The sequence below is a fragment of the Stenotrophomonas sp. CFBP 13718 genome, from assembly GCF_014842145.1.
GTDB lineage: Bacteria > Pseudomonadota > Gammaproteobacteria > Xanthomonadales > Xanthomonadaceae > Stenotrophomonas.
In genome coordinates, this window is record NZ_JACYVC010000004.1 from 14,491 (window position 1) to 25,348 (window position 10,858).

Annotated in this window: 14 protein-coding genes; 13 read left to right on the forward strand and 1 reads right to left on the reverse strand. The window is 66.4% G+C overall.

The features are described from left to right. The first annotated feature begins 63 nt into the window (after window positions 1–63). From lepB to recO, 5 genes are read left to right on the forward strand one after another with little or no spacing between them, the layout of a single operon-like run. Window positions 64–858, forward strand: coding sequence for a signal peptidase I (gene lepB / locus IFT58_RS08080; protein ID WP_188326591.1), 795 nt, complete (start codon window positions 64–66; stop codon window positions 856–858). A gap of 38 nt (window positions 859–896) precedes the next feature. Next, the gene (locus IFT58_RS08085) at window positions 897–1,271 is read left to right on the forward strand and encodes a DUF4845 domain-containing protein (protein WP_188327219.1); all 375 of its coding nucleotides are present in this window, start codon (window positions 897–899) and stop codon (window positions 1,269–1,271) included. Beyond that, on the forward strand, window positions 1,261–1,944 hold the full coding sequence (gene rnc, locus IFT58_RS08090) for a ribonuclease III (protein ID WP_188326592.1): 684 nt from the start codon (window positions 1,261–1,263) through the stop codon (window positions 1,942–1,944). The genes IFT58_RS08085 and rnc overlap by 11 nt, the downstream gene beginning before the upstream one ends. Next, complete coding sequence (gene era / locus IFT58_RS08095; RefSeq protein ID WP_188326593.1) at window positions 1,941–2,837, forward strand: GTPase Era; 897 nt, start codon at window positions 1,941–1,943, stop codon at window positions 2,835–2,837. Before rnc ends, era begins: the two co-directional genes overlap by 4 nt. 20 nt (window positions 2,838–2,857) lie before the next feature. Continuing rightward, on the forward strand, window positions 2,858–3,580 hold the full coding sequence (gene recO, locus IFT58_RS08100; RefSeq protein ID WP_192094430.1) for a DNA repair protein RecO: 723 nt from the start codon (window positions 2,858–2,860) through the stop codon (window positions 3,578–3,580). A gap of 9 nt (window positions 3,581–3,589) precedes the next feature. Here recO and IFT58_RS08105 read toward each other — a convergent pair whose 3' ends face one another. Next, window positions 3,590–4,324: a response regulator gene (locus IFT58_RS08105; protein WP_188326595.1), complete on the reverse strand. Its 735-nt coding sequence runs from the start codon at window positions 4,322–4,324 to the stop codon at window positions 3,590–3,592. A 126-nt stretch (window positions 4,325–4,450) separates the two neighbouring features. Here IFT58_RS08105 and rlmD point away from each other — a divergent pair, with 126 nt between their 5' ends. From rlmD to IFT58_RS08145, 8 genes are all read left to right on the forward strand, one after another. Continuing rightward, a complete protein-coding gene (gene rlmD, locus IFT58_RS08110) occupies window positions 4,451–5,785 on the forward strand; it encodes a 23S rRNA (uracil(1939)-C(5))-methyltransferase RlmD (protein ID WP_192081761.1) in 1,335 nt (444 codons plus the stop codon). A gap of 55 nt (window positions 5,786–5,840) precedes the next feature. Beyond that, the gene (locus tag IFT58_RS08115; RefSeq protein ID WP_192081762.1) at window positions 5,841–6,347 is read left to right on the forward strand and encodes a CYTH domain-containing protein; all 507 of its coding nucleotides are present in this window, start codon (window positions 5,841–5,843) and stop codon (window positions 6,345–6,347) included. Between the two features lie 109 nt (window positions 6,348–6,456). Continuing rightward, the gene (gene nagZ, locus IFT58_RS08120) at window positions 6,457–7,464 is read left to right on the forward strand and encodes a beta-N-acetylhexosaminidase (RefSeq protein WP_192081763.1); all 1,008 of its coding nucleotides are present in this window, start codon (window positions 6,457–6,459) and stop codon (window positions 7,462–7,464) included. After that, entirely contained in the window at window positions 7,464–8,021 is a 558-nt protein-coding gene (locus tag IFT58_RS08125) for a hypoxanthine-guanine phosphoribosyltransferase (RefSeq protein ID WP_188326599.1), read from the forward strand. The genes nagZ and IFT58_RS08125 overlap by 1 nt, the downstream gene beginning before the upstream one ends. Beyond that, window positions 8,021–8,767, forward strand: a complete 747-nt coding sequence (locus IFT58_RS08130) for an S-methyl-5'-thioinosine phosphorylase (protein WP_188326600.1) — start codon at window positions 8,021–8,023, stop codon at window positions 8,765–8,767. The genes IFT58_RS08125 and IFT58_RS08130 overlap by 1 nt, the downstream gene beginning before the upstream one ends. 89 nt (window positions 8,768–8,856) lie before the next feature. Continuing rightward, on the forward strand, window positions 8,857–9,060 hold the full coding sequence (locus IFT58_RS08135; protein WP_188326601.1) for a cold-shock protein: 204 nt from the start codon (window positions 8,857–8,859) through the stop codon (window positions 9,058–9,060). Between the two features lie 79 nt (window positions 9,061–9,139). Continuing rightward, a complete protein-coding gene (locus IFT58_RS08140; protein WP_192081764.1) occupies window positions 9,140–10,420 on the forward strand; it encodes an NAD(P)/FAD-dependent oxidoreductase in 1,281 nt (426 codons plus the stop codon). A gap of 152 nt (window positions 10,421–10,572) precedes the next feature. Continuing rightward, window positions 10,573–10,839: a hypothetical protein gene (locus IFT58_RS08145; RefSeq protein WP_192081765.1), complete on the forward strand. Its 267-nt coding sequence runs from the start codon at window positions 10,573–10,575 to the stop codon at window positions 10,837–10,839. Window positions 10,840–10,858: the final 19 nt, after the last annotated feature.

Consider the following 10,858-nt stretch of genomic DNA (forward strand, 5'->3'; position numbering starts at 1 on the left):
GTTCGGCCCCCCCTGGCCCGGGGTAGGGCCGCCCTGCCTTCGATACGTTGCTAAGGACCCTGAATGAAAGCGTTTGAGTTCCTCCTGGTTGCCCTGACCCTGGCCTCCGGCTTGATCCTGCTGGCTGACAAGCTGTACTTCGCCCGTCGTCGCGCCCGTCGCGCCGGCCTGCTGGACAGCGAGCCGGCGCTGGTGGACTACTCGCGGGCCTTCTTCCCGGTGCTGGCCATCGTGCTGGTGGTGCGCAGCTTCATCGCCGAGCCGTACAAGATCCCGTCCAGCTCGATGATGCCCAACCTGCTGATCGGCGATTTCATCCTGGTCAACAAATTCGCCTATGGCCTGCGCCTGCCGCTGACCAACACCAAGTTCATCCCGGTGGGTGAGCCGTCGCGCGGTGATGTCGTGGTGTTCCATTTCCCCGGCCACAACGACCAGGATCCGGCGAAGGGCGAGAACTTCATCAAGCGTGTCATCGGTGTTCCGGGCGACGAAATCCGCTTCGAAGGCAACGCGCTGACCCTCAATGGCCAGCCGGTGAAGTACGAAGACAAGGGCCTGTACGCCGGCCATCGCGGCCACGGCGAAGGCGCCAGCCTGCTGGTGGAAGAGTTGCCGGGCCGCACCCATACCGTGCTGGAGACGGCGTATCCTGCCGGGCAGGGGGAATGGACCGTTCCGGCGGGCCAGTACCTGGTGATGGGCGACAACCGTGACAACAGTGACGACGGCCGCTTCTGGGGCCTGCTGCCTGAGCAGAACCTGCGCGGCAAGGCATTCCTGATCTGGCTGAACTGCTCGGGCTGGTTCTGCAAGGACGGTTTCGAGCCGTCGCGGATCGGTTCGGGCGTCAATTGATTCATCCACGCGTATCTGGGGAGAACGCAATGAACAACATGAAAGCGCAGCGCGGCCTGACCTTGACCTCCTTCCTGGTGGTCCTGATCGTGGTGGGGTTCTTCTTGTACGTGGGGATGAAGCTGTTCCCGATGTACCAGGAAAACTATGCCGTGCGCTCGGCGATGAAGAGCCTGGCCAAGGAGCCGGGCATCGGGACGATGCAGCCGGCCAACATCCAGTCGCTGTTCTTCAAGCGCCTGTACATCAATTACTCCGACAACGTGAAGCCCGCCAACGTGAAGTTCGACCGCAAGAACAACGGTTGGACCCTGCGTGTGAACTATGAAGTGCGGCGCCCGTTGATCGGCAACCTCGACGTCGTCGGCAAGTTCGACGCCAGCCAGGACCTTACCCGTAGCGGTGTCGAATAAAACTTTCCAACGCGGTGATCTGATCGGTCACCCTTTTGCCACGCCGGACCTGCTCGTGCAGGCCCTGCGGCACCGCTCTGCGGGTGTGCCACACAACGAACGGCTGGAGTTCCTCGGCGACAGCATCGTCAACATGCTGGTGGCCCAGGCCCTGTACGAACGCTGGCCGAAGGCCGACGAAGGGGCGCTGACACGCGGCCGTGCCGAGCTGGTGCGCGAAGGCGCGCTGGCCGAACGCGCGCGCGAACTGATGCTGGGCGACCGGCTGACGCTGGGCGCCGGCGAAATGAAGACCGGTGGTCATCGCCGGGATTCGATCCTTGCCGATGCGTTTGAAGCCGTGGTGGCCGCGATTTACCTGGATGCCGGCTTCGACGCCTGCCGTGCCCGCGTGCTGCCCTGGTTCGACGCCGCCATGGATGCGCTGCCGGCGACCGGAAAGCCCGGCAAAGATCCCAAGACCCGCCTGCAGGAATGGCTGCAGGGCCGACAGAAGGCGCTGCCGCAGTACGAACTGGTGTCAGAATCCGGTGACGACCACGCCAAGACCTTCCAGGTACGCTGCATCTTGACCGAACCAACCGTCAGCACCGAGGGCGAAGGCTCCTCGCGGCGATTGGCAGAACAACAGGCGGCCGCGGCCGCGTTAGACCTATTGGTGGATTCAAAGTGAGCGAACAAACGCCCCATCGTTGCGGCAGCGTTGCCGTCATCGGCCGCCCCAACGTGGGCAAATCGACCCTGACCAATGCGTTGGTCGGGGCCAAGGTGAGTATCGTCTCGAACCGGCCGCAGACCACGCGGCACCGGCTGCTGGGCATCGCCACGTATCCGCAGGGCCAGCTGGTGCTGGTGGATACCCCCGGCCTGCACAAGGTGCAGAAGCGGGCGATGAACCGGGTCATGAACCGTGCCGCGCGCGGTTCGCTGGAGGGCGTGGACGCCGGGCTGCTGGTGATCGAAGCCGGTCGCTGGGACGAAGAAGACGCCATGGCCTTCAAGGTGCTGCGTGATTCGGGCATCCCGGTGGTGCTGGTGGTGAACAAGGTCGACCGCCTGAAGGAAAAGGCGGCGCTGCTGCCGTTCCTGCAGCAGGTGACCGAGGGGCGCGAGTTTTCCTCCGTCCATCCGATTTCCGCGCAGAAGCGCAACGGGCTGGAAGCGCTGGTGCACGACGTGCTCGCGCTGATGCCGGAAGCCCCGCCGATGTTTGGCGAGGATGAAATCACCGACCGCAGCCAGCGCTTCCTGGCCGGCGAACTGGTGCGTGAGCAGCTGATGCGCCAGCTGGGCGAAGAGCTGCCCTATGCCACCACGGTGGAAATCGAACGCTTCACCGAAGACGGCAACCTGCTGCGCATCGGTGCGGTGATCTGGGTCGAGCGCGAAGGCCAGAAGGCCATCGTGATCGGCAAGGGCGGTACCCGCCTGAAAGAGATCGGTGCCAAGTCGCGCCTGCAGATGGAGCGCTTGTTCGGTGCCAAGGTATTCCTGGAGACCTGGGTACGCGTGCGCGAGGGCTGGTCGGACGACGAGGCCGCGTTGAAGGCCTTCGGTTACGAGTAAGCGGCGGAGCGCCCGGGTCGATGCTCATCGCAGCCGAGCCGGGCTTTGTCCTGCATGCGCGGGCTTACCGCGAGACCAGCCTGCTGGTGGATGTACTGACCGTCACGCATGGTCGGCTGGGGCTGTTGGCACGTGGCGTGTCGAGTGCGAAAGGGCAGGTGCTGCGCGCCGCCCTGCAGCCGCTGCAGTGGATACGCTTCGATGCCGTGCAACGGGGTGAGCTGGCGCAGCTGCGCGCAGCGGAAGCGCTGGATGCCGCACCTCGCCTGGCCGGGCACACCATGCTGGCCGGCTTCTATGTGAGTGAACTGGTGATGCGGCTGGCGCCCCGCAACGATGCCGTGCCCGATCTGTACCGGGCCTACGGCGAAGTGCGGGCGAGACTCGGATTGGAGCTCTCGCTGGCATGGAGCCTGCGCCGGTTCGAGCGTGATCTGCTGGAGTCGTTGGGTGTTGGATTCGACCTGGCCTGCGCGGACGACGGTGTCGCGCTGGATCCTGCGGCGCGCTATGAGCTGGATCCGCAGGACGGGCCGCGTCGGCTGCTCAGCGAGCGCGACGGGCAGGGGCGGCGGGGTACCGCGACCGGAGCGGCGCTGCTGGCGCTGGGCCACGACAAAGAACCCGCGGCTGACGACCTGGCCAGCCTGCGGCTGCCGATGCGCACCGTGCTGGCCCACCACCTGGGCGGTCGCGGGCTGAAATCCTGGGAGATGCTGGACGACCTGGCGCGCCGGCGCTAGGCCCCCCGTTCAGTGCAGCAATGCCGCGACCGCGTCGCGGAACCCCGCCTGCGCCTGGTGCGAGGCCGGCATCTGGTGCAGGGTGCGTACCGCACGGCTCAGCCGCGCCGCGCCGACAAAGCCGCAGCTGGCCTGCAGACGATGCAGCTGATTGCGCAGCGCCGGCTCGTCATGACGGTCCACGGCCATGTCCACCGCATCGCGCACACTGGGAAGTTCGGCCAGGAACAGCTCGCGCAGGGCAACCAGATGGGTCCGCTGGCCGTTCAGCGCGGCCAGAGCCGTGATTTCATCCCAGTCCTGCGCCTCGTTGAGCACCAGGCCCGTCGACACCATCGGTGTCGTTCGATACGCGGCGCCGCGCCCCAGGCTGCGGCGCACCACCTTCAGCAGGTCTTCGCGACCCAGCGGCTTGACCAGCACCTCGCTGAAGCCCGCTTCGCGCAGGCGCACATGCAGGCGGGAGTCACGGTCTGCGGTGTGGGCCAGCGCCGGTGTATCGGGGTGCAGCGGATGCAGGCGCTGCAGCAGCTCGCTGCCGTGCCCATCGGGCAGGTTGGCATCGATCAGCCACAGGTCATACCGGCATTGCTGCACGCAGGCCGTCGCCGCGCGCAGCGAATCGGCGGTGTCCACGTCGGCCGGCAGGGTTTCCAATGCGGCTTTCAGGAACCCGCAGGTAATGATGTCGTCCTCGACCAGCAGGAAACGGGGGCGCGGTGACCGCGACGGGCTCGTCTGCATAAGTGCTGCCTCCATGTCAGCTATGCGCATATTAAACGCCGCGGGCCACCATGCAAGCGCGAAGAGGCGGTTGCGTGCCCTATCTGAGACAATACGCGCCCTTTTTCTCACGCAGCCCTCCGCCACGTGGCCCGTCACCGTTCCCGCATCGACCGTACCCCTTTCGAAACCGACATCCTCGACCTCAGCCACGATGGCCGCGGCGTTGCCCGCCGTGAAGGCGAGGGCGGCAAGGTCACCTTCATCACCGGCGCCCTGCCCGGCGAGGTGGTGAAAGCCGAGCCGACCGCGCGCAGCAAGCATTTCGACCAGGCACGCACGGTCGAGGTCGTGCAGGCGTCGCCGCTGCGCGTGCAGCCGAAATGCCCGCATTTCGGGGTGTGCTCCGGCTGCGTGCTGCAGCACCTGGAGGAAAGCGAGCAGATCGTGGCCAAGCAGCGTGTGCTGATGGACAACCTGCAGCGCATCGGCCATGTGCAGCCGCAACAGGTGCTGCCGCCGCTGGTCGGTGAGAGCTGGGGCTACCGCCGCAAGGGCCGGTTCTCGGTGCGTCGCGTAGAGAAGAAAGACAAGACGCTGGTCGGTTTCCGCGAGCTGGATCCACGGTTCGTGGCGGACCTGTCGCAGTGCCTGACGGTGATCCCGGAGATCGGTCTGAAGGTCTCGGTGATCTCGGCGTTCGTCGAGTCGCTGGACGGCAAGCGCGACATCCCACAGATCGAATTCATCGCAGGTGACGACGCCATCGTACTCACCATCCGCCACATGCAGCCACTCAGCGCAGCCGATCGTGCAGCGTGGATCGCGTTCGGGCAGGAGCACGGGTTTGCGATCTTCCTGCAGCCTGATGGCGTGGATTCGGTCCATCCGCTGTGGCCGCAGGAAGTGCCGCTGTCGTTCCGGCTGGCGCCGTGGGACATCGAGCTGGCGTTCCGCCCGCTGGACTTCATCCAGGTCAATGCAAACCTGAATGTGAAGATGATCGAGCATGCGTTGGCATTGCTGGACGCCGGTCCGGATGAGCGGGTCCTGGACCTGTTCTGCGGCCTGGGCAACTTCACCCTGCCGCTGGCGCGCGGGGTGCGCGAAGTGGTGGGGGTGGAGGGCGATGCCGGGTTGGTGGCGCGGGCGAAGGACAATGCACAGCGCAACGGGCTGGGCAACGCCAGCTTCCACGCCGCCGACCTCACCCAGGACCAGACCCAGGCGCCATGGATGCTGGAAGGCTTCGACAAACTGCTGCTGGATCCGCCGCGCTCCGGCGCGATCGAAGTCCTGCAGCAGCTGCCGCTCGAGCAGTTCAAGCGCATCGTCTACGTCAGCTGCCACCCGGGTTCGCTGGCGCGCGATGCCGGCTATCTGGTCAAGGAGCGCGGCTTCACCCTGGTCAGTGCGGGGGCGATGGACATGTTCCCGCACACCGCGCACGTGGAAAGCATCGCGGTGTTCGAACGCCGGTGACCGGGCAGGGGCGTGACGCGCATCTGTCGTCACGCCGTTGCTTCATAATCGCCGCATGGGCATTGAAATCGAACGCAAATTCCTGGTGACCGGTGAGGGCTGGCGCGCTGCCGCGCACGCCGTCATCCCGATGGCGCAGGGCTACATCAACGACATGGGCGCGCTGGATCGCGGTGACCAGAACGCGTCGGTGCGGGTGCGCATCGAAGGCGATGTTGCCGCGCTCAACCTGAAATCCCGCACGCTGGGCCGCAGCCGGCAGGAGTTCGAGTACCCGATCCCCCTCGACGACGCACGGGCGCTGCTGGCGCTGTGCGTGGGTGGCCTGATCGACAAGCGCCGCCATCTGGTTCACCACGAAGGCCTGTTGTGGGAAGTGGATGAGTTCCTGGGCGACAACGCCGGCCTGGTGGTTGCCGAAGTCGAACTCGACGATCCCGACCAGCCCGTACCGCTGCCCCCCTGGGCCGGCAAAGACGTGACCGACCAGGCCCGCTACTACAACGTCGCCCTGGCCTCCCACCCCTACACCCGATGGCAAAAAGGGGACGGAGGGGATTAAGTCGTTTCTGGCTGTCGGACCGCGGGCGGGGTGAATGCGACTTAATCCCCTCCGTCCCCTTTTTTGAGTGGCTCTGAGACAATGCGGCGCCCGGAGTGGAGACCTGACCATGCTGCTGATCGGCGTTGCCGGAACTGAACTGACTGCGCAGGAGCGTGACTGGCTGCAGCACGATGCGGTGGCCGGCGTGGTGTTGTTCAAGCGGAATTTCCAGGACCGGCAGCAGGTGGCAGCGTTATCCGCTGCGATCCGTGACGCTGCGCCGCGCCCGCAGTTGATCTGCGTGGACCAGGAGGGGGGGCGCGTGCAGCGCTTCCGCGAGGGCTACAGTGCGCTGCCGCCGCTGCAGCAGCTCGGCGCCGGTTATGCGGACGATCCGCAGGCGGCGCTGGCCCGGGCCGAACAGCACGCCTGGCTGATGGCCAGCGAGATACGTGCCAGTGGCGTGGACCTCAGCTTTGCACCCGTCGTGGACCTCGGCCATGGCAACCGTGCGATCGGCGATCGTGCCTTCAGCGATGATCCGCAGACCGTCGCGGCGTTCACCGCGGCGTATGTCCGTGGCATGCACAGCGCCGGCATGGCCGCCACGCTCAAGCATTTCCCGGGACACGGCACGGTCATCGAGGACACCCACGTGGACACCGCGATCGATCCCCGTGGGCTGGACGAACTGCGCGCGCGCGACCTGGTCCCCTTCGTCGCGGGCATCGACGCGGGCGCCGATGCGGTGATGATGGCGCATGTGGTCTACCCCCGTGTCGCGCCCGAGCCGGCAGGCTACTCGCGGCGCTGGATCGAGGAGATCCTCCGCGGCGAAATGGGCTTCCGTGGCGTCGTGTTCTCCGACGACATCGGCATGGCGGCTTCGTTCAGCGCCGGTGGAGTGAAGGCGCGCGTGGACGCGCACCTCGACGCGGGGTGCGATGTCGTGCTGGTATGCCATCCTGAACTGGTGGAAGAATCCCTGCGTGCGGTGGAACACCGCACCTGCAACACCGCCGCGCTGCTGGGCCTGATCGGCCGCGGCGCGCTTGGCTGGGACGGCCTGTTGGCCGACGCCCGCCATGGCGATACACGAACCCATCTGCTTGAACTTTCTGGAAGAACCGTCTGATGCCCAACCTCACCATCTCCCAGGCGCTGGAACAGGCCGACCTGCTGGTCGACCGCGCCACCATCGACCAGGCCATCGGCCGCATTGCCGACGCCATCGCGGCGGACTACAAGGGCGAAGTGCCGCTGTTCCTGTCGATCATGCACGGTGCGCTGCCGTTCGCCGGCCAGCTCGCACTGGAGCTGGGTGCCCGTGGCCAGGACGTGCAGTTCGATTACCTGCATGCCACGCGCTACCGGGGTGAAACCACTGGCGGCGACCTGGTGTGGAAGCACAAGCCGGCCACCGCACTGTTCGGTCGGCGGGTGCTGCTCGTCGATGACATCCTCGATGAGGGCTATACCCTGCAGGGCGTGCGCACGTGGTGCCTGGAACAGGGCGCCACCGACGTGCGCATCGCCGCGCTGACGGTCAAGCAGCACGACCGCGCGCTGCCGGACGTGCACGCCGATTACGCGGGCGTGGACCTGCCGGACCGCTATGTGTTCGGCTTCGGCATGGACGTGAACGAGACGCTGCGCTGCCTGCCGGCCATCTATGCGATGAAGGAAGGCTGATGCAGCAGATCGCATTGGCGGTCATCGGCGGGACGGGCGTGTATTCGCTCGCCCAGCTGGACGACGTGCAGACGCACCAGGTCGATACCCGCTACGGCACCCCTTCCGGCCCGATCCGCGTCGGCACGCTGCTGGGCCATCGCGTGGCGTTCCTCGCCCGGCACGGCGAGGGGCACTCGCTGCCGCCGCACAAGATCAATTACCGGGCCAACCTGGCGGCCCTGCAGCAGATCGGCGCGCAGCGCGTGCTGGCGCTGAATACGGTCGGCGGCATCGGCGATGCCTTCGGTCCGCGCGTGCTGGCCTGTCCGGACCAGCTGATCGACTACACGTGGGGGCGTATTTCCACCCTGTGTGAAGAACCGGGCAGCGAGGTGCTGCACGTGGATTTCGGCCACCCCTACACGCCGATGCTGCGGAGCAAAATTCTTGCCGCCGCAAAAGTGACTGGTGTCACAGTCCACGACGGCGGCTGTTACGGCGCGACCCAGGGTCCACGACTGGAAACCAGCGCGGAAATCGCGCGCATGCGGCGGGATGGGTGCGATCTGGTCGGCATGACCGGAATGCCCGAAGCAGCCCTCGCCCGCGAGCTCGGACTGGACTATGCCTGCCTCGCGATTGTGGCCAATTGGGCCGCTGGGTGTGGGTCCGGAGAGGAAATCACCATGGCCGAAGTGCTCGCCAATGTGCAGGCTGCGTCCAACGGATTGCCCGAATTGATTGGTGAATTGGCACGGGGGTGATTGTCATCCTCGGGCAAGGTTTGCATACTCGCCCGGTGCGCAGGGTTTTTGCGCACACCACCCATTCATTGCAAAGGTCTCGCATCAACATGGCAACAGGTACCGTTAAGTGGTTCAACGACGCCAAAGGATTTGGCTTTATTACTCCGGACGACGGCGGCGCTGATCTGTTCGCGCACTTCTCCGCCATCTCTGGCAGCGGCTTCAAGTCCCTGCAGGAAGGCCAGAAAGTGACCTTCGAAAAGACCCAGGGCCCGAAGGGCGACCAGGCTTCCAACATCCAGGCTGCCTGATTTCCGCGTCTGCGTGTTGAAAAACCCCGCCTCGGCGGGGTTTTTTTTGCCCGCTGCGCAGATCAGGCACACTCTCCGAATGGACTCCCGCATGCGCATCGCCGTCATCGGCTACGGAACCGCCGGCCAGGCATTGGCCATCCTGCTGGGGCGTGACGACCATCACGTCGATATCTTCGAACGGGCACCCGCGCCCGGCCCGGTGGGCGCCGGGTTCCTGCTCCAGCCCAGTGGCCTGCAGGTGCTGTGGCGCATGGGGCTGCTGGATGCGGTGCGCGCGCACGCGGCCCCGGTGCACCGCCTGCACGGCGACACGCCCTGCGGGCGGGCGGTGATGGACATGGGCTACGACGGGCTGGATCCACGCCTGCACGGGCTGGGCATGCAGCGCGGCGCGCTGTTCCAGCTGCTGGACCAGGCGCGTGAAGGCACCGGTGTCCTGCACGCGGGAACCGCCATTACCGCGGTGGACAGCGAACGCGGCCTGCTGCGTGACGCGCAGGGGCGGCAGCATGGCCCCTATGACCTGGTCATCGCCGCCGACGGCTCCGCCTCGGCGCTGCGCGCGCAGGTGGGCGGCACCACCCTGGACCGGGTGTATCCCTGGGGCGCCCTGTGGTGCCTGCTGCCTGCCGAAGACTGGCCCCACGTGAATGAGCTCAGGCAGCGCTACGTCGCCGCGCGCAAGATGATCGGGCTGCTGCCGGTGGGCACCCGGCCCGGCGATGACACGCCGCGGCTGAGCTTCTTCTGGAGCCTGCCGTGCCACGACTTCGCGCGCTGGGAGCAGGACGGCCTGCAGCCGTGGCTGGATGAACTCCACGCGTTGTGGCCCGAAGCGGGGGCCCGCTTTGCCCACCTGCAGGACGCCGGCCAGCTTGCCCGCGCCAGTTACCGCGATGCCGTGGTGCACCGCTGGCACACGGGGCGGCTGGTGCTGGCCGGCGATGCAGCGCATTCGATGAGCCCGCAATTGGGGCAGGGGGTCAACATGGCCCTGATGGATGCGCTGGTGCTGCGTGACGCGCTGCGGGTGCACGGGCGCGGCGAGGCGGCCTTGCAGGCCTATCAGGCCCAGCGGCGTGCCCACGTGGCCGTGTACCAGCGCTGGAGCCGCTGGCTGACGCCGCTGTTCCAGTCTGACCGCGATGCCTGGGCAAAGGCCCGTGACGTCCTGCTGGGGCCGATGGGGCGCATGCCGGGAGGGCGCGGCCACATGCTGCGCGTGCTCAGCGGCACCCAGCAGGGGTGGCTGGGTACGTTGCCGTTGGAGGCCGCATTCATCGATGCGCTGGAAAGGCGCCCTGCGGCGTCTGTGAACACGCCCCTGCCGCCTGATGTTAATGCCGCACTGCAATAAGTTGACAGCCGGCTCACCTGCCTCGTGGCACAAGTAGGGGGTACGCACACGCGTGTGGCCCCTGTGATACGTGATCCTGCATCGCGCACCGCCTGCGGCCCGGCGCTGCTGCCCCAGTTGGCTCGGGTGAGCCGAATGCAAAGGAGTCTGTCATGTTGTTCTCGGCCGAAGCGCTGGAATCGGAAATCTGCAAGCTGCGCGGACTGTTGCAGATGCTGCACGAAGACCAGCCGGACGTGCTCGAAGACGTGTTCGAGTTCCATGTCGGTAGTCTGATCAGCCATTCTTCGCCAGAGCACCACGGGTATGTCCGTACCTGCGCGCAGGAGATGCTCGCGACCATCCGCGCATTGCCCCGGCGGGTAGAAGGGCGTGACGTGGATTTTCGGTTGATGCCTGAGATGCTCGCCGTCGCCTGAAGCACCACGCCCCACCGGT

Coding starts and splice junctions, on each gene's coding strand:
- lepB (WP_188326591.1), top strand. CDS start 64: ATGAAAGCGTTTGAGTTCCTCCTGGTTGCCCTGACCCTGGCCTCCGGC.
- IFT58_RS08085 (WP_188327219.1), top strand. CDS start 897: ATGAAAGCGCAGCGCGGCCTGACCTTGACCTCCTTCCTGGTGGTCCTG.
- recO (WP_192094430.1), top strand. CDS start 2,858: ATGCTCATCGCAGCCGAGCCGGGCTTTGTCCTGCATGCGCGGGCTTAC.
- IFT58_RS08105 (WP_188326595.1), bottom strand. CDS start 4,324: ATGCAGACGAGCCCGTCGCGGTCACCGCGCCCCCGTTTCCTGCTGGTC.
- IFT58_RS08115 (WP_192081762.1), top strand. CDS start 5,841: ATGGGCATTGAAATCGAACGCAAATTCCTGGTGACCGGTGAGGGCTGG.
- nagZ (WP_192081763.1), top strand. CDS start 6,457: ATGCTGCTGATCGGCGTTGCCGGAACTGAACTGACTGCGCAGGAGCGT.
- IFT58_RS08125 (WP_188326599.1), top strand. CDS start 7,464: ATGCCCAACCTCACCATCTCCCAGGCGCTGGAACAGGCCGACCTGCTG.
- IFT58_RS08130 (WP_188326600.1), top strand. CDS start 8,021: ATGCAGCAGATCGCATTGGCGGTCATCGGCGGGACGGGCGTGTATTCG.
- IFT58_RS08135 (WP_188326601.1), top strand. CDS start 8,857: ATGGCAACAGGTACCGTTAAGTGGTTCAACGACGCCAAAGGATTTGGC.
- IFT58_RS08140 (WP_192081764.1), top strand. CDS start 9,140: ATGGACTCCCGCATGCGCATCGCCGTCATCGGCTACGGAACCGCCGGC.
- IFT58_RS08145 (WP_192081765.1), top strand. CDS start 10,573: ATGTTGTTCTCGGCCGAAGCGCTGGAATCGGAAATCTGCAAGCTGCGC.